Below are 18,610 nucleotides of genomic sequence, written 5' to 3'. Positions count from 1 at the left end.
AAGTAAGATAAGTATGATGATTAGGAAATAAGGAGAGCTGAATTGTGCTGGAACTTAGCTTAAATGACCCGGACAAACTGGTCACGGTGACCCATGCCTTATCCACCCGTTCCAGGGTTGATATTCTTCGGCTCTTAAACTCTAAAAACTTAAATATTATCGAAATAGCCGAGAAGCTGAAGCTTCCGGTTTCGACGGTAGCAAGCAATATCAAAGTATTGGAAGCAGCTGAATTAATTCATACAGAATTAGTTCCGGCCTCCCGCGGGGCGATGAAAGTCTGCAGCAGGAATTACGATGATCTCCACATTGCCTTGAATCTGAAAGAGCCGATGTCGACGGGAGTTACCCATGTCTATGAAGTAGAGATGCCGATCGGCCATTACAGCGATTGTGAGGTATCTCCTACATGCGGGATGGCGAATAGCGAGGGCCTTATTATCAGAGATGATGAACCGTCAAGCTTTTATCACCCTAAACATGTCAACGCACAGCTGATCTGGCTCCGTAAAGGATTCCTGGAATATTTGCTGCCTATGGATATCCCCTCCGGAGCGCGAATTGAATCGCTTGAGCTGTCTATGGAGATGTGTTCCGAAGCTCCGAATTATGACCAGAACTGGCCTTCGAATATTTCCGTATGGGTGAATGGTTCGGAGATCGGCATGTGGACCAGTCCCGGTGATTTCGGTGACCGGCGCGGCAAACTGAATCCGAATTGGTGGTGGGATGGATCCACACAATACGGGTTTCTCAAGACCTGGCGTGTTGACCATGAAAAGACGACGCTCGATATGGAGAAGGTATCGGGTGTTACCTTAGATGATCTTCTGATTAACCGCAGCCCCAAATTGCGGCTGCGCATTGGAATCAATCCTGATGCTGTTCATCAGGGCGGGTTGAACCTTTTTGGCCGCCAATTTGGAGATTACGAACAGCATATTATTATGCAGGTGAAATATACGATGGAGCAGGATGAAGCAAACTTGTAGCTCTATCTACTCTCCATCATCAAGGGGGTGTCTAAAAGCCGTGAAGGAATTGGCTTTTAGACACCCCCTTTTATTGTTTCGAACGATCATAGATAAGAGCTTGAGTGGACGTTCCGCGAATGTTCACTATTCAATAAGGAAAATAACAGCTGTGCGTATCGTTAGAAGACGGAGCTTGCTGCCTCTATAGCACGCTAGAGTCAGGGTGTGCGGCGCAGGGCGGTCCGCTGCAGGGTGATCATCCAGTCGACAGAAGGCTCGACAATCGGGTGAAGCAGACGTTTTACCCCGGGCTGGGCCAGCAGCACCGTAGAGAGGATTGCGCAGAGCAGCAGAAGAGCTGTCCCGGCGGCGTTGCCGATATAGGCGTAGACTCCGGAAATGGCGGCCAAACGCACGATAAAGCCATGCAGCAGAAAGACATAGAGTGTGCGGCGGCCCCAGTCAGTCATACGGCTAACCTGGTAAGGCACCCAGCCCAGAAAAGCCAGGGAAGCGGTGATTTGCAGAGCGTAGACAGCCAGCCGGTACAGACCCGCATACCATTCGCCTGCCCCAAGCTGCATATAAGTCATGCTCCCGTACAGCCAGCCCATTGGAAACCCGGAGCCCAGTACAGCCAGGAGGGCAAAAATCAGGACAGAGAATGCGGCTGCTGCAATTTTGACATACTTCTGAACCCATTTGGCAAAGGTACTAAATGAAAAATGATAGCCGATTACGAAGAAGGGTAAATATACGAAGGTGCGGCTGATGCTGAACCAGACCCCGTCAAGCTGTAAATATCCGACGGCCACTCCCGCCGCTACGGCGAAGGTGATTTGTGCCGCTCGGGACCATTTGCCCATCCCCAGCATCAGGAGACGCCAGCAGGCATGACTGGCCAGGAACCATAGGAGCAAATAAGGGGCGAAGAAGGAATGATGGATATTGGATACATGGAAGAGGGAAACGTCCAGGGCTGAGTATAGGCTTTGAAAAATAAGATATTGCATTGCGATCTGCAGCAGCACCTTGCGGCCTGCGGACCCGGTGAGGCTCTTTCTGGCGAAATAGCCTGTTACCAGCACGAAGAGCGGCATATGAAAGCTGAAGATCCACAGATAAAGACTGTGCATTCCATCCATGCGGCTAATTAAAGGTTCAATGGCGTTGCCTACAAATACGGTAACAATAAGCATGAAACGCAGGTTAAGGAAAAAAGTTTCTCCGCGCGTTTCCAGCGTGTTTTCCCTGGTCATGACCTAACCTCCAAATTATGCACTGTGGAAATTACTTTAATTTTAAAATACAAGATTTTCGAAGAATAAATTGTGAAATACATCACAATGGTAAGCGCTATCACAAGACTCAATTGTGGCGATGTGTTGAAGGTTGTTTGATTTACTTGATTCCTCTATAATTTTTGTATGCAGTACCCGGGAGTGAACACTATTGAAAAAAAGAATCACCAGACGCAGCATCCTCATAGCACTGCTTTTGTTTTTAATTGTGGCGGGGTTGCTCTTGTGGAAATACTTAACCCCTTATACTCCGGCAGAGAAGGCCGAGTCTGCGCTAGTGTCCGCCGGAGGTGTGTCTGTTGAACAGAACGACAACTGGATCTCTTTTGAGCCCACGGTCATTTTGGGGACGGCGGTAATTTTTTACCCCGGCGCATTGGTGGAAGCGGAGGCTTATGCCCCGCTGGCCAAACGGATTGCCGCTGCCGGGCATCCATTCTATATAGCCCGCATGCCGCTGAATCTCGCGGTCATCAAGGGCGATGCCGCAGATGAAATCATCCGCGTGCATCCCAAGCAGTCTTTTGTGCTCGGCGGTCATTCGCTGGGCGGTGTGATGGCGTCCCGTTATGCGTCAGAGCATCCGGATCAGCTGAAGGGTGTTTTTTTTCTCGCTTCCTATCCCGATGAGAAAGGTAGTCTGAAGGACACTACATTGTCCGTATTATCCCTGCTCGGTACGGAGGATGAGGTTGTTGACAGGGACAAATACAACGAGGGACGTTCCTATCTGCCGGGCAATACGGTATATTTCTCGATTCTGGGCGGAAATCATGCCCAGTTTGGAAGTTATGGGCCACAAAAAGGTGACGGTACTGCAACGATTACCGAGGATGATCAGCAGGCCCGCACAGCACGAACGATGCTGGACTGGATGGGGAATCTGCGGTAGCGGGCTATTCATCATGGCTATAGATAGATGAGAGGAGACGTATGATGCCACTGCTGCATGTAAAGGATCTCTCCGTGCCTTGCCAAGGCATATTGTTTGACAAGGATGGAACACTGCTCGACCTGCTCGCCACTTGGGGTAGCTGGGCAGAGGAGGTGCTGCTAGGTCTCGGCAATGAGCTTGCCCTTATCGGCACCAGATCGCATGTTGATCTGTCCAAGGTGCTTGGCACATCTCATAATGCTGAAGGTAAGGTAATAGGCTATGATCCCGCCGGGCCTCTCTCTATGGCAACTACGGAAGAGAGTTATGGCATTCTCGCGTGGCAGCTGTACACTGCCGGAGTTCCCTGGAATGAAGCGCTGGTCCGTGTGAAGGCCATTGCCAAGGATGCGATGAATGGAATACGCGGACGCCGCACAATCGAGCCGTTGCCGGACCTGCTGCCGTTCTTGCAGCAATGTGCCGATGCTTCCTTGCAGCTGGGTGTAGTTACATCCGATGGTGACAAGACCACAGGTGAGCAGCTGGACTTACTTGGAATAACCGGTTACTTCCATACTATTGTCACGAGGGACCGGGTATCGAATGGCAAACCGGATCCCGAGATGGCCGAAACCGCTTGCCGGGAACTGGGCCTGCTGCCGGAGCAGACTGTTATTATCGGTGACAGCAATGCGGATATGCAGCTCGGCAAAGGTGCGGGCTTGCGCTTATCGGTCGGCATCTCTTCTGCCGGAGCGGCTGGACATCTGCAGGATGCCGACATCGTCGTTTCCGGCTTTCATGAGCTCCGCATTACCTGTTAACAAATAACTCGTAGAAAGGGTGCGTGTGCAGACTATGGATCCATTGCAAACTTTGGCTTCCTGGATCAAGGATAGCGGAAACATCGTTTTTTTCGGAGGAGCCGGAACATCCACGGAGAGCGGTATTCCGGACTTCCGCTCAGCGGCGGGTTTATACCAGACTGAGCATAACTCGCCTTATCCGCCCGAGGTGATGCTGAGCCGCAGTTTTTTTATGTCCTCGCCGGACATTTTTTTTGATTTCTACCGCAGCAAAATGATTCACCCGGAGGCAGAGCCAAACGGTGCTCATTTATTGCTGGCAGAGCTGGAGCGGCAAGGCAAATTGAAGGCGGTCATTACGCAAAATATTGACGGGCTGCACCAGCTGGCCGGCAGCCGTGTGGTGCTGGAGCTGCATGGCTCTATCCACCGCAATCACTGCATGGGCTGCAACCGTTATTACGGTCTGGAGCAGGTGATTCAGTCTGCTGAACGCGCGCCCCTCTGCCCGGAATGCGGCGGCATCATTAAGCCGGATGTGGTGCTCTATGAGGAACAGCTGGACCATGATGTGCTGGTTGGGGCGGTCGCAGCGATTGCGGCTGCAGATTTGCTTGTTATCGGCGGCACTTCGCTGACCGTTCAGCCTGCAGCCAGCCTCGTCACCTACTTCCGGGGGCGGCATACGGTGCTGCTGAACCGTGACCCGACACCGTATGACCATAGGGCGGATCTGATTATTACCGACCGGATCGGGAAAGTGATGGGAGCCGTTCAGGAACAGCTCTGAGAATCTTATAGATCTCACATCCTGTGCGTATTACTGCAGGTGATTTCAGATTACAAGATTACAACGGCCTCCAGTGGTTTAAAATAGGGTAATGTGACAACTGAGGATACGAGAGGCAGGGATAAGCAATGGTATATGTGGCTAGCGATGAACGGTATGAAGTTATGCAGTACAACCGCTCTGGCAGATCGGGACTGAAGCTTCCGGCGATATCACTGGGACTCTGGCATAACTTTGGCGGGATCGACACTTATGAGAATGGCCGGGAGATGATTACCCGTTCGTTTGATCTCGGCATTACCCATTTTGATCTGGCCAATAATTATGGCCCGCCCGCAGGCTCGGCAGAGGAACTGTTCGGCAAGGTGCTCGCCCGTGACCTTTCCCCCTACCGTGATGAGATGGTGATTTCTACTAAGGCGGGATATTATATGTGGCCTGGACCCTATGGGGAATGGGGTTCACGCAAATATATGCTGTCCAGTCTGGATCAGAGCCTGAAACGGCTGGGTCTTGACTATGTCGACATTTTCTATTCTCACCGTCCGGACCCCGAGACACCGCTGGAAGAAACGATGGGCGCGCTGGATTATGCCGTGCGGTCAGGCAAAGCGCTATATATCGGATTATCCAACTATACGGCGGAGCAGACCGTGGAGGCGGTCAGCATTCTGAAGGGTCTCGGCACTCCGCTCCTGATTCATCAGCCGCGGTATTCGATGCTGGACCGCTGGATCGAAGGTGGACTGCAGGATGTGCTGGAAGAGAACGGTATAGGCAGCATTGCGTTTACTCCGCTGGCCCAGGGCCTGCTGACCAATAAATATTTGAATGGCATCCCTGAGGATTCAAGGGCGGCCGGCCCATCCACCGCGCTGAATGAAAGCCGGATTACACCGGAGGTGCAGCGCAAGATCCGGGCCCTTAACCAGATGGCTGTCGCGCGCGGCCAAAGTCTGGCCCAGTTTGCGCTCCTCTGGACACTTCGCGGCGGCAGAGTGACCTCCGCGCTGATTGGCGCAAGCCGGGTGAGCCAGATCGAAGAGAACATCGCCGCGTTGTCCCATGCGGACTTTACCCAGGAGGAGCTGGATCGGATCGAGACCATCCTCAAGACAGAGAGTGATGTGTAAGCTTCACATCCACTACATGTATGGCCTCCATATGCATCCCGTTTAGGGGCCTATTGCTGCACAGCCCGCTTCCTGACCGGAAGACGGGCTGTTGCTGTAGTTGGACAATTAGGAATAGGGCAACCTGGGAAAGGGATGGACATAACATAGGGAATAGAGGGGGATGAAGTGAGGTGCGAATCGGACTGAGGGGACGTTATTTCGGGGAGAAACATCCAAAACTTACACAAACGGACCGTATAGCCGTTATTCTATCTGAAAAGTGGCAGAACACGCGCAATATTGGAAATAACGCCTCTGAGGTCCGAATTTGTGTAAAAGACAGGTGGATCAGCGTAATAGTGGCTATGGAGTCCGTTTGCAGCATGTTATCTCCGGAGGGATACGAGGTTAACTAATCAGCTTGATACCGTGTGGTAGCGCATCACACAATAAGGTGAGAGGGTTCAGCGCGGGCCACGGCAAGGTGCAGAGAATTCAGCAGGATTGCCGGGTGGACTGAGATCAACGCGGCTATCGCGAGCCGCAGTGTCTTATTGGGTTCGGGATGGTGTACAGAATTCTGGCCTCAATAACACAGATCTCAAGGCTGCTGCTTCTCCCCGGGTCTGGCCGTTGAGATGCGGTAAGCGGTTGGGGACTGGGCACAGAAGCGTTTGAATTGGCGGGAGAAATACAGGGCATCTGTCAGTCCAACGGATGCCGCAACCTGCTCTACGGATAATTCTGGACGTTCCCGCAGCAGCTGGCGCGATTTCTCGATGCGCAGCTTAAGCAGATAGGTCACCGGTGAGAGACCGGTCTCCTGCTTGAAGATCCGCGACAGGTAAGCGCGGTTATAGCCGAGGCTGCCGCACATTTGCTCAATTGAGACCGGGTGAGCATATTGGGAGGCCATATAGTGGATCATCTGCTTCACGGTGCGCTTGACCTGTGATTCTGCCCCCGACAGCCTGGAGGAGGAGATATGCCGCTCAGCGGCTTCTCCGACAATCAGATACAGATAGCCGAGTGAAGTCAGGTGGGCGCTCTCCTTATTGGCGTAAAATGCCTGCATCATCCCGGCCATCGCGGCTGGGATGACACTGCCTTCAGCAGTGGAGAGCACCGGCTTCTGCGGCGTGAAGCCGGTCTGCAGCACAAGCGCGTCGGCTTCCGCACCGGTGAAAGCGGCCCAGCGGTAGCGCCAGGGCTGCTTCTCGTCCGAGAGATAGCTGACCAGCTGGCCGGGATGGATCAGGAAGCAGTCGCCTTGTCCCAGCTCATATTTGCGCTGCTCGGTGCGGAAGGTCCCGGAGCCGGATTCAATGAAGTGAAGCAGGTAATAATCATAGATTTTGGGACCGGCCTGATGCAGCGGCAAGGTCTGGCTTTCGCCGGCAAACAGTACATGCAGATTTTGCTTATCATAATAGACGGGATTTGACCCTACGGAATAAGTATGTTCCACGAAGAAGCTTCCTTTCTGGAGTTAACGCTGTCACCGCTTTGGGAACGGGTAATCGCTGGAAATGCCCGTCCTCCGATTATAACACGGAAGTCACATTTATCCATGCATTGCACACATGATTGCATTATCAGGGCAAGTCTGATTTTATTATAATATAACCATGAAGACAGCAAGACTGATTCCAAGTTGAAGCAAGAGCAGCGAAAGGATGGAGTGGCACTAATGAGCATACAGGAACTTAACAGCAAATTTATTGAGAAGTACGGGGAGAGTACCGAAGAGGCACGCGTCTTCTACGCACCGGGCCGTGTCAATCTTATTGGAGAGCATCTGGATTACAATGGGGGTTATGTACTGCCGGCAGCGCTGGAATTCGGCACAACACTGATTGTACGCCCGCGCAGCGACGGCAAGGTTCAATTCGCATCGACGAATCTTCCTTATGAAGCTTCCATGGACTTCAGCGAAATCGGCAAGGCCAAAACAGGGGAATGGATCGACTATCCGATTGGCGTCATGGTGGAATTGGCGAAGAAGGACCTTCCGGTTTCCGGCGGCTACGATCTCTTGTTCCACGGTGATATTCCGAACGGTTCGGGCCTTTCTTCCTCCGCTTCCATTGAGGTGGTTACCGGCTTCGCGTTCCTGACACTGCTGGGTGGGGATACGGATACAGTAGAAATTGCGCTGCTGTCCCAGCGTGCGGAGAACAAGTATGTCGGCGTAAACTCCGGAATTATGGACCAGTTCGCCGTAGCCAACGGCAAGCGCGACCACGCGATTCTGCTGATGTGCGATACGCTGGAGTACAACCTGATTCCATTTGTGACCGGCGCCTACAAGCTGGTGATCGGCAACACGAACAAGAAGAGAGGTCTCGTGGATTCCAAATACAATGAACGCCGCAGCCAGTGCGACGAAGCATTGTCCATTCTGAAGCAGGAGGTTCCTTCCCTGTCTTACCTGGCAGAGCTGAAACCTCAGCAATTTGAAATCCATCAGCACAAAATTACAGATGAAACCGTCAGACGCCGCGCCCGCCATGTAGTGGAAGAGAACCAGCGTGTGCTTGACTCGGTTGAAGTACTTAAGAACAATGACCTGAAGCAGTTTGGTCAATATATGAATGACTCCCATGTCTCGCTTCGTGATCTGTATGAAGTAAGCTGCGAGGAGCTGGACATTATGGTTGAAGAAGCGCAGCGGATTCCCGGAACCCTTGGCTCGCGGATGACCGGTGCGGGATTCGGCGGATGTACGGTATCACTGGTGCATGAGGATGATGTCGAACGCTTTATCCGTCAAGTCGGTGAAGCCTATACCACCAGATCCGGTCTGGTAGGCGAATTCTACGTATGCGGTATCGGCAATGGTGTGGAAGAATTGAAAGGAGTGAAGTGAGATGGCGATTTTGGTAACAGGTGGAGCGGGGTATATCGGTTCTCATACAGTAGCTGAACTGCTGGAGCGGGGCGAGGAAGTTGTGGTTATCGACAATTTGCTGACAGGCCACCGTGAGGCGCTGCTGGGCGGCAAGCTGTATGAAGGTGACCTGCGGGACAAGGCGCTGCTGGCCAAGCTGTTTTCGGAGAACAAGATTGAAGCGGTGATCCATTTTGCCGCAAGCTCGCTGGTGGGCGAGAGCATGAAGGACCCGGTCAAATACTATGACAACAACGTATATGGTACACAGTGTCTGCTGGAAGCGATGCAGCATGCAGGTGTGGACAAAATCGTCTTCTCCTCCACGGCCGCAACCTACGGCGAACCGGAAAAGGTGCCGATCGAGGAAACCGACCGCACAGAGCCGGCGAATGTGTACGGTGAAACCAAACTGACGATGGAACGCATGATGGCCTGGTTTGACAAGGTGCTTGGCATCAAGTACGTGGCGTTGCGCTACTTCAATGCTGCAGGGGCACATGCCAGCGGCAAGATTGGCGAAGACCACCGTCCGGAGAGCCATCTGCTTCCGCTGGTGCTGCAAACCGCGCTGAAGCAGCGGGAGAGCATTGCTGTCTTCGGCGAAGACTATCCGACCGAAGACGGAACCTGCGTCCGCGACTATATCCATGTCAGCGATTTGGCTGACGCCCATGTCCGGGCGGTCAACTATCTGCGCAGCGGCAGTGCAAGCAATATCTTCAACCTTGGCAACGGCCTCGGCTTCTCGGTCAAACAAGTGATCGAAACCGCCAAGAAGGTGACCGGGCTGGACATTCCGGTTGTCATTCAAGAGCGCCGCGCCGGTGATCCTGCTGTGCTGGTAGCTTCTTCTGACAAAGCCCGCTCCATTCTCGGCTGGACTCCACAGCATGCGGACCTTGAGGATATTATTCAGAGCGCCTGGAACTGGCATTCAGCGAATCCGCAAGGATACGGAGAAGAATAACTCCCGGCTGTCCGGGGTAGTCTGGCTTTCTATTGAACCAGCTGCCCCCCAAAAGGACGCAGACAACTCGCTACACCACATTAAGGAGAATTTAAATGCCTAACGATATTAATACCGCTCCGGCCGGAGAGAAGGCGCTGCATGCCATCGAACAGCTTGTGCTGTTTGCGCTGCACCAGGAGCTGATCCAGCCTGCCGATGTTGACTATAGCCGCAATGAACTGCTGGACCAGTTCGGCTTCAGTGAGCCGTATGCCCTTGAATTCAGTGAAACACCGCTTGAGAGCCCGCAGGGACCGCTGGACATTCTGATTGATTATGGCTTCGAAATCGGATTGATCCCGGAGAATACCGATACGTACCGTGATCTGCTGGATGCGAAGATTATGGGCCTGCTGATGGCACGGCCATCTGAAGTCAATGCCCAATTCTATAGCCTCTCGGCTGAGAAGGGGATTGAGGCGGCAACCGACCGCTTTTACAAATTAAGCATCGATTCCAACTATATCCGCATGGACCGGATCTCGAAGAATGTGTTCTGGCTGCAGGAATCACCATACGGGGATATCGAAATGACGATTAACCTGTCCAAGCCCGAGAAGAACCCGAAGGAAATCGCCATGGCCAGGCTGCTCCCTCCGCCGGTCTATCCGAAATGCCTGCTCTGCCGCGAAAATGTGGGTTATGCCGGACGGTTGAATCACCCGCCGCGCCAGAACCTGCGTGTAATTCCGCTGAAGCTGAACAATGAGAATTGGTTCTTACAATACTCGCCGTATGTGTACTACAACGAGCATTGCATTGTGTTCCATCACGATCATGTGCCGATGAAGCTGACCAAGGAGTCGCTGAAGCGTCTGCTCAGCTTTGTGGAAGCTTTCCCGCATTATTTCATTGGCTCGAACGCCGATCTGCCGATTGTCGGCGGGTCGATTCTGACCCATGATCATTTTCAGGGCGGGCGCCACACCTTCCCGATCCAGAAAGCACCGAAAGAGCAGACGTTCACCCATGCCTCCTACCCGGGCGTCAGCCTCAGCATCGTGAAGTGGCCGATGTCGGTCCTGCGTTTGCATGGAGCGGACCCTGCAGTGTTGCTGGAATGCGGCAACGATCTCTATGAAGCCTGGAAATCCTACAGCGATCCTGAGGCTGAGGTATTGGCTTTCAGTGAAGTTGACGGTGTGGAAACCCCGCATAATACAGTTACTCCAATCGTGCGGCGGGCGGAAGACGGCGGCTTCGAGCTGGATCTGGTGCTGCGCAACAACCGGACCAGCGGGGAATTCCCCGAAGGGATATTCCACCCGCACCGGGAGATGCACCATATCAAGAAGGAGAACATCGGCCTGATTGAGGTTATGGGTCTGGCTATTCTGCCGGGACGACTGAAGGAAGAGCTGGATGCTATCGCAGGCGTGCTTGCCGGAGATCTCCCGCTGCTGGCCGCCGTGAAGAGTGAAGCGGATCACGCGCTTGCACAGCATGCCTCGTGGATACAAGAGCTGGCCGAACGTTTTGGCACAGGTCACAACCACGAAGAAGCTGTCAAAATCGTGCAGAATGAGGTCGGTATCAAATTCACCCATATTCTGGAGCATGCCGGGGTCTACAAACGGACAGCGGAAGGACAAGCCGCTTTCCGCCGGTTTGTGCAGAGCTTCGGAGCCCTATAAACAACTGAATGTTAGTATTAATGTCCCCGGCCATGCAGGTTTGGGGGCTTTTTTTATCAGTTCGTTCAGCTTGGCGTGATACGGGAAGCCGCTGTGATTTGAATGACACACGCCGGAGGTCTATAATATGAAATTGCATCACATTCATCAACTAATGGAGGTTTACCCATATGCGCAAGTTTGAATTTTATAATCCTACCAAGCTGATTTTTGGACAAGGAACATTGCAGGCTCTGAAGACCGAAGTCCCGAAATACGGTAAGAACATATTACTGATGTACGGCGGCGGCAGCATCAAACGCAGCGGTCTGTACGATAATGTGCTGGCTGAGCTGAATTCCATCGGGGCTGTCGTGACCGAACTGGCCGGAGTCGAGCCGAACCCGCGTCTGTCCACTGTACATAAAGGTGTGGCATTGTGCCGGGAGCACAATATTGAGCTGATCCTTGCCGTAGGCGGGGGCAGCGTACTGGACTGTGCCAAGGCAGTTGCGGTAGGCGCGAAATATGAAGGGGATATGTGGGACTTTGTGGAACGCAAGGCTGCTCCGCAAGCCGCGCTGCCGCTGGGCACAGTGCTGACGATGGCTGCTACAGGTTCCGAGATGAACAACGGCTCTGTCATCAGCAACGAAGTCACCCAGGAAAAAATGGGCTGGGGCAGCGTTCATGCCTTCCCGGCATTTTCCATCCTTGATCCCGAGAACACCTTCACTTTGCCGCGTGACCAGACCGTCTACGGCATGGTGGACATCATGTCGCATGTTCTGGAGCATTATTTCCATACCGACGGCAACACGCCTGTACAGGACGGCTTCTGTGAGACGCTGCTGCGCACCGTTATTGAAACGGCACCGAAGCTGATTGGGGACCTGAACAATTACGAGCTGCGCGAAACGATTATGTACTGCGGCACAATGGCTCTGAACGGCATGGTCAGCATGGGCTTCGCCGGAGACTGGGCAACACATAACATCGAGCATGCCGTATCAGCAGTCTACGATATCCCGCATGGCGGCGGTTTGGCTATCCTCTTCCCGCAATGGATGAAGTACAATCTCAGTACGAACCCTGCCCGCTTCCGCCAGCTGGCCGTGAACGTATTCGGCATTGATCCGTCCGGCAAAAGCGATGAAGAAGCCGGTCTTGAAGGCATTGAAGCACTGCGCCGCTTCTGGGATTCCATCGGTGCTCCGAAGACCCTGGGCGACTATGATATCAATGACAGCGAAATCGGAAACATGGCCGACAAAGCGGTACGTTTCGGACCGTTCGGTAATTTCCGCAAGCTGGAGCGTGAGGATGTCGTAGAAATTTATACAATGGCGCTGTAAGAACGCCATCATAAAGGGGCTGCAGAACTGCAGCTCCGGGCAGGAAATCAAGCCGTTCCCGGTAATGGGGACGGCTTTTTTGCATAAACTGTTGGCATAGGCCGGCTTGGGTTCAAGGCTGCTTCCACGATACAATATTGAGATAATCATCCAAGTTTGTGAAACCAAGGACATGGTTTGAACGTTTATACTAGTATGACAGTCCGGAACTATAGACGGGAGGAGAAAATAATGCAAACGCTGTATTTGGGCTGTTTGGCGCTCGGCGTCATTTTTGCCGTAGTCAGCGTAGTTGTGGGAGATCTGATCGGCAATGTTTTGGATGGGATATTTGATGTGGCTTCCTTTGATTTCCTGAACCCTGCTGTGCTGGCCGGGGGAGTAACCGTATTTGGCGGAGCAGGAATTCTGCTCACGCGTTACAGCAGGCTGGAAGATGGCGCTGTTCTTGCCTTGTCCTTGCTGATCGCAGCCTTTATGGGGGTGGTTCTTTACTTGGGAGTCGTCAAACCGATGGACAAAAGCGAGATGTCAAACGGATTCTCCATGAGCGAGCTGCCTGGCAAGATCGGAGAAATTACCGTTCCTATTCCGGCACAGGGCTATGGCGAAATCATGGTAAAGTTCGGTGCAGGCAACAGCCTGCATACGGCAGCCAGCTTTGAGCAGCTTTCCCTCCCGGCCGGGATTAAGGTTGTAGTGGTAGAGGTCCGGGAAGGTGTTGCGCTGGTAACTGAATTTGAAGAGAGAAAAGGAGTGGATTCTTAATGTTAGGCTTAGACATTCCAGATTATTTGTTTATTCCTGTTGTGGTTGTAGCGGTTCTGCTGGTGCTTGGGATTGCGTTCTGGGCGCGTTACAAGACGGTCGGACCCGATGAAGGAATGATTGTCACCGGTTCCTTTCTCGGCAGCAATCATATCTCAGATGATGGCTCGGGCCGCAAAATCAAGATAGTCCGCGGAGGCGGGGCGTTCATTCTGCCTGTTTTCCAGAAGGCCGAGTTCATGTCACTGCTCTCACACAAGCTCGATGTGACGACACCGGAGGTATACACTGAGCAAGGGGTGCCGGTTATCGCCGACGGTGTGGCTATTATCAAGGTAGGCAGTTCTACCGAAGATGTGGCAACGGCAGCCGAACAGTTCATGGGCAAGCCGATAGAAGGGCTGAAGAGCGAGGCGCAGGAAGTGCTTGAAGGGCATCTGCGGGCGATTCTCGGCTCAATGACCGTGGAAGAGGTTTACCGCAACCGTGACCGGTTTGCCCAGGAGGTTCAGGGCGTAGCAGCGCGCGATCTTAAGAAGATGGGACTGCAGATTGTCTCCTTCACCATCAAAGATGTGCGCGACAAGCACGGATACTTGGAAGCTCTAGGTAAACCGCGGATTGCTGCAGTGAAGCGGGATGCGGAAATCGCCGAAGCGGAAGCGCTGCGGGATGCGCGGATCCAGAAGGCGAACGCCGAGGAGCAAGGGCAAAAGGCTGAACTGCTGCGGGATACGAACATCGCCGAAGCCTCCAAGGACAATCAGCTGAAGGTTGCAGCCTTTAAACGGGATCAGGATACAGCCAAGGCGGAAGCCGATCAGGCTTATCACATCCAGGAGGCGCGCGCCAAGCAGACGGTGGTGGAAGAGCAGATGAAGGTCGAACTGGTTCGTAAGGAACGCGAGATAGACCTGCAGTCCAAAGAGATCCAGGTGCGCGAGAAGCAGTACGATGCGGAAGTGAAGAAGAAAGCGGAAGCCGACCGCTACGCAGTGGAACAGGCGGCAGAAGCCGATAAGGCCAAGCGGATGCGCGAAGCCGATGCCTTGCAGTACAGCATTGAGACCCAGGCGAAGGCGACATCCGAGCAGAAACGTCTGGAAGGCCAGGCAACAGCCGACGCAGAGCTGGCTAAAGGTAAAGCGGAGTCCGAAGTTATCCGCCTGCGCGGTCTCGCAGAAGCAGAAGCCAAAGAGAAGCTGGCGGAAGCGTTCCAGAAATTCGGCGAAGCTGCCGTGCTCGACATCATCGTGAAGATGCTGCCTGAACTGGCCGGTAAGATTGCCGAGCCGCTGGCATCCATCGACAAGCTCACTGTGGTGGATACGGGCAACGGTGAAGGAGCGGCCAGGGTCAGCAATTATGTGACCCAGCTGATGTCGACGGCTCCGGAAATGCTGAAGAGTGTCTCGGGAATTGATGTAGAGGCATTGATTAAAGGTTTGACTAAAGGGAAAACGGGAACTCCGGACCACAGACCGGCAGTATCGGCTGCACCTGCGGTACCGGCAGTACCTGCAGTACCGACAGTGCCAGTGGTTCCAACTGATAAACTTGAAGGATAATGCGGGATAACTCAAGGTATGACAGGCGCATTGCCTGCCATACCTTGAATTTTATGGAGAGTGGGGAACTTCGCATGGAGCTGCTCTTGGATAACATCCGTAAGAGCTTCGGAGATAAACAAGTGCTCAAAGGCATTGATTACACTTTTGAAAAAGGCAAGATTTACGGTCTTCTCGGCCGCAACGGTGCCGGTAAAACCTCGCTGTTCAACTGCTTGAGCGGGGAGATCGGAATGGACAGCGGCGGGGCTTTTTTACGGGAAAACGACGTAAGCAGTCCGCTCCGCGAGGCGGATATCGGGTATGTTTTTTCTTTGCCCATTCTGCCGGAATTTCTTACAGGCTATGAGTTTGTGAAATTCTATATGGATATTAACCGCGATAAGATTGAACCTGGCAAAAGCGTCGAAGACTATTTCGACATTATCCGGATTGAGCAGGAGGACCGCCACCGCCTGATCAAAGGGTATTCTCATGGCATGAAGAACAAGATCCAAATGCTCTGCTTTATCATTACACGTCCGCCCTTGATATTGCTAGACGAACCATTGACTTCTTTTGACGTTGTGGTGGCGCTGGAGATCAAGAAGCTGCTTCGGGAGATGAAGCAGGATCATATCATTATTTTCTCCACCCATATTTTGCAGCTTGCAGCCGACTTGTGCGACGAGCTCGTTATTCTGAATAACGGGACACTTCAGGAGATTCCTGCCGACACCCTGCACAGCCCGGAATTCGAGGAGAGAATCATAACCTTGCTAAAGGATGAGGGCAGCAATGATTAAGACGCTGAACACCATACTGGATATCAGGGGCGCATCCGGGGCGAACCGGCTGATCTATTATCTCCAGCGGTTGCCGGTAATTGGGAAGATGGCAAAGAATGACTTGTATTCCCGGACAGGACTCAAAAAGACGCTGGCTGTAATCGTGCTTATTCTGAAGATAATATGGGGCTTTCTGACCAAATTCGCTTATTTGGGAATTGTAGTCTATTGGCCGGTGATCACAATCGGCAAGGAACTGCCGCCTGCTGAACAGTATCAGCTCTATCTGCAAGTGCTGGTCATAATCAGTTGTGTCGTAGCCGCAGTATCAAATGCGGTCATCCTGGAACCGAAGCGGGATAAATATATTTGTGTGAAGCTGATGCGGCTGCCTGCAGATCAGTACATGCACGCTACTATGTCGCTTCGGACCTTCAGTTTCTTTGTTTATTATATACCGGCCATGTGTCTCTTCACTTCATTGCTGCAGGCCCCGGTCTGGCAGGGAGTGCTGCTTGCCCTGCTGTTAACAGCCTGGCGCTTGGGAAGTGAGGCACTGCATTTATGGCTCTTCGACCGTACTGACATTGTGCTTGTCAAAAAAACAGGGTGGGTGTGGACCGTCATAGGCGTGGGATTTCTGCTTGCCTATGCTCTGCTGTATGCAGAAGTGTCCTATGTGGACAGCTCTACGTTGTTCAACCTGCCGGCAGGTTTAGCCATTGCGGCTATAGGAGTGGTTGCCGCCGTTTATATTGCGCGTTATCCCCGTTACCGCAGTGCGGTTGATGCCGTGACCAAAATAGACGATCCGCTGCTGGATATGGGGCGTATGATGAAGGAGTCGAGAGTGAAGGATGTCGAGACGAAAGAAAAGGATTTTTCAGCGGAACAGCTGAGTCCCGGTCAATTTCAGGAGAAAAGCGGCTATGCTTACCTGAATGCGATCTTTTTCTCCCGGCATAAACGTTTTTTAATACAGCCGATTCAGCGGCGGATGCTCATCATTGGCGTGTTGTTCGCAGCCGGATTGCTGTCGATGATGGTCTCACCGGCAATGTTTACCAAGATGGCACATTTTTTAATCGGCAGCCTTTCTTATTTTGTATTTATTATGAACTTTACCTCGATCGGTGAGAAGGTCTGCAAAGCGATGTTTTACAACTGCGATATTAGTCTGCTGCGGTATGGATTCTACCGGGAACGGACGGCGGTGCTAAGCAATTTCCGGATTCGGCTGCTGAGAATAACCGCTCTGAATTTGATTCCGGCCGGAGCTATTTGTATAGCTGTGAATCTGCTCATTCTGCTTTCGGATGAAACCTGGGGGATTGCGGATGCAGCTGGTTTTTGCGGGGCTATCCTCGGCCTATCCCTGTTCTTCTCCGTGCATCACTTGTTCATGTATTATATTTTCCAGCCTTACAGCACAGAGCTGAATTTGAAGAATCCGTTCTTTACCATTGTCAACAGCATTGTGTTGGCTGCAACCATTGTGTGCCTCCGCTTGGAGAGTACTCCGGCTTATTTTGCGGGAATGGTACTGCTGACCACGTTAGCCTACATGACCATCGCCTTATTCCTGGTCTATAAATACTCGGGCAGAACCTTCCGGGTAAAATGATCCAGCCTCTTCCACAGTCGAAATCTTGATGTTATGGCGGTAGCCAAGTATAATCTACACATGCTGTCAAGTTATGCAGCTGCCGCAGCGGCAAAGGTATTCAGAATTCAAAGAGGTGTAAGCAGTGAGCAGCATAACAGTGGCTAAGGTACTCAATAACAATGTGATTATTGCCGAGCATCCCCAATACGCCGAGGTTGTGGTGATCGGCAAGGGCATAGGCTTTAACCGGAAAATACGTGATCGGATCAGTCTGTCTTCCGTGGAGAAGATGTTTATTCTCCGCAGCCAGGAGGAGCAGGAGCAATACAAGCAGCTCGTTCCGCAGGTGGACGAGAAGCTGATCGAGGTAGTTCAGGAGATTGTATTGCATATCATGCAGAGCAGCCGCCAACCGCTGAATGAACATATTCATATTGCACTCACTGACCATATTTCATTTGCCATCCGCCGTCATGAACAAGATATCGCCATACATAATCCGTTTCTGTACGAAACCAGGGAAATTTATCCTGAGGAATACAGTCTGGCCGAATATGCAGTCGGGCGGATCAATCAGGCGATGGGGGTAACGCTGCCTTTTGATGAGATCGGTTTTGTCGCTTTGCATATTGTAAGCGCATTGAGCAACCGTCATATCTCCGAGGTGAAGCAGCATTCCGTGCTGATCGGTGATCTCGTGGGGCTGGTGGAGGATAATCTGAGTTATCATGTTCCGCGGGATTCTCTGGATTATTCCCGGCTGGTCACCCACCTGCGTTTTGTTCTGGAAAGACTGCGCCGTGGTGAGAGTGTGCGGGAGACTTCTTCTCTGGACGGTTTAATGAAGCGCGAATATCCTGAAATGTACATGCTGGCCTGGAAGCTGACTAAGGTCATTGAGCAGCGGGTGCGTATTCCGGTATATCCGGCTGAAGTGAGCTACCTGACTATTCATCTGCAGCGCCTGGCCCAGAAGAAAGAGGATGAAGAGGATATGGAGCAGCATGAGGGTTGAAATGAACCCCTTACAAAAACATGCTTGCAACTTCAAAAAATCGGTGCTACAATGTTCCCTGTTCCAATAAAACAGAATACCTACGTGTAACTGATACGATCAGGCATGAGTGATTTACAGTATTTTGGTTGTCAGGCCCCAAGCTGGGGCAAT

At 52.3% G+C, this 18,610-nt stretch carries 16 protein-coding genes; 14 read left to right on the top strand and 2 right to left on the bottom strand.

Annotation, left to right across the window (positions count from 1 at the left end; all coding sequences use genetic code 11):
* The first annotated feature begins 44 nt into the window (after positions 1-44).
* A complete protein-coding gene (locus NYE29_RS00745; RefSeq protein WP_076111420.1) occupies positions 45-992 on the top strand; it encodes an ArsR/SmtB family transcription factor in 948 nt (315 codons plus the stop codon).
* 200 nt (positions 993-1,192) lie between these two features.
* Here the strand turns inward: NYE29_RS00745 and NYE29_RS00740 are convergent, their stop codons facing one another.
* A complete protein-coding gene (locus NYE29_RS00740) occupies positions 1,193-2,233 on the bottom strand; it encodes an acyltransferase family protein (protein WP_340893855.1) in 1,041 nt (346 codons plus the stop codon).
* A gap of 193 nt (positions 2,234-2,426) precedes the next feature.
* Here NYE29_RS00740 and NYE29_RS00735 point away from each other — a divergent pair, with 193 nt between their 5' ends.
* The 4 genes from NYE29_RS00735 (at position 2,427) to mgrA (ending at position 5,881) form a co-directional block, all read left to right on the top strand.
* Positions 2,427-3,167: an alpha/beta fold hydrolase gene (locus NYE29_RS00735; RefSeq protein WP_340893854.1), complete on the top strand. Its 741-nt coding sequence runs from the start codon at positions 2,427-2,429 to the stop codon at positions 3,165-3,167.
* A 44-nt stretch (positions 3,168-3,211) separates the two neighbouring features.
* A complete protein-coding gene (locus tag NYE29_RS00730; protein ID WP_340893852.1) occupies positions 3,212-3,976 on the top strand; it encodes an HAD family hydrolase in 765 nt (254 codons plus the stop codon).
* 34 nt (positions 3,977-4,010) lie between these two features.
* Positions 4,011-4,748 carry an NAD-dependent protein deacylase gene (locus NYE29_RS00725; protein WP_340893849.1) on the top strand — a complete coding sequence of 246 codons (738 nt, stop codon included), beginning with the start codon at positions 4,011-4,013 and terminating at the stop codon, positions 4,746-4,748.
* Positions 4,749-4,876: 128 nt separating this feature from the next.
* Entirely contained in the window at positions 4,877-5,881 is a 1,005-nt protein-coding gene (gene mgrA, locus NYE29_RS00720) for an L-glyceraldehyde 3-phosphate reductase (protein ID WP_340893847.1), read from the top strand.
* Between the two features lie 583 nt (positions 5,882-6,464).
* Here the strand turns inward: mgrA and NYE29_RS00715 are convergent.
* A complete protein-coding gene (locus tag NYE29_RS00715) occupies positions 6,465-7,331 on the bottom strand; it encodes an AraC family transcriptional regulator (protein ID WP_076111431.1) in 867 nt (288 codons plus the stop codon).
* Positions 7,332-7,553: 222 nt separating this feature from the next.
* Between NYE29_RS00715 and NYE29_RS00710 the strand changes: the two genes are divergently transcribed.
* The 9 genes from NYE29_RS00710 (at position 7,554) to glcT (ending at position 18,457) form a co-directional block, all read left to right on the top strand.
* The gene (locus NYE29_RS00710; protein ID WP_340893845.1) at positions 7,554-8,732 is read left to right on the top strand and encodes a galactokinase; all 1,179 of its coding nucleotides are present in this window, start codon (positions 7,554-7,556) and stop codon (positions 8,730-8,732) included.
* 1 nt (position 8,733) lies between these two features.
* Positions 8,734-9,723, top strand: coding sequence for a UDP-glucose 4-epimerase GalE (galE, locus tag NYE29_RS00705; RefSeq protein WP_076111435.1), 990 nt, complete (start codon positions 8,734-8,736; stop codon positions 9,721-9,723).
* 95 nt (positions 9,724-9,818) lie between these two features.
* Entirely contained in the window at positions 9,819-11,399 is a 1,581-nt protein-coding gene (locus NYE29_RS00700; RefSeq protein ID WP_340893842.1) for a UDP-glucose--hexose-1-phosphate uridylyltransferase, read from the top strand.
* 170 nt (positions 11,400-11,569) lie between these two features.
* Positions 11,570-12,733, top strand: coding sequence for an iron-containing alcohol dehydrogenase (locus NYE29_RS00695; RefSeq protein WP_340893839.1), 1,164 nt, complete (start codon positions 11,570-11,572; stop codon positions 12,731-12,733).
* Between the two features lie 231 nt (positions 12,734-12,964).
* Complete coding sequence (locus NYE29_RS00690) at positions 12,965-13,501, top strand: hypothetical protein (protein ID WP_038588227.1); 537 nt, start codon at positions 12,965-12,967, stop codon at positions 13,499-13,501.
* On the top strand, positions 13,501-15,069 hold the full coding sequence (locus NYE29_RS00685) for a flotillin family protein (protein WP_340893836.1): 1,569 nt from the start codon (positions 13,501-13,503) through the stop codon (positions 15,067-15,069). Before NYE29_RS00690 ends, NYE29_RS00685 begins: the two co-directional genes overlap by 1 nt.
* Positions 15,070-15,143: 74 nt before the next feature.
* A complete protein-coding gene (locus NYE29_RS00680; protein WP_340893833.1) occupies positions 15,144-15,854 on the top strand; it encodes an ABC transporter ATP-binding protein in 711 nt (236 codons plus the stop codon).
* Entirely contained in the window at positions 15,847-17,460 is a 1,614-nt protein-coding gene (locus NYE29_RS00675) for a hypothetical protein (protein ID WP_340893831.1), read from the top strand. Before NYE29_RS00680 ends, NYE29_RS00675 begins: the two co-directional genes overlap by 8 nt.
* A 124-nt stretch (positions 17,461-17,584) precedes the next feature.
* Entirely contained in the window at positions 17,585-18,457 is an 873-nt protein-coding gene (gene glcT, locus NYE29_RS00670; RefSeq protein WP_340893829.1) for a glucose PTS transporter transcription antiterminator GlcT, read from the top strand.
* Positions 18,458-18,610 lie beyond the last annotated feature (153 nt).

Source organism: Paenibacillus sp. FSL M7-1046 (assembly GCF_038007405.1).
In the GTDB taxonomy this organism is placed as follows: Bacteria; Bacillota; Bacilli; order Paenibacillales; family Paenibacillaceae; genus Paenibacillus_AQ.
The sequence above is the reverse complement of the archived record's forward strand: the minus strand, read 5'-3'. Positions and strand labels throughout refer to the sequence as shown.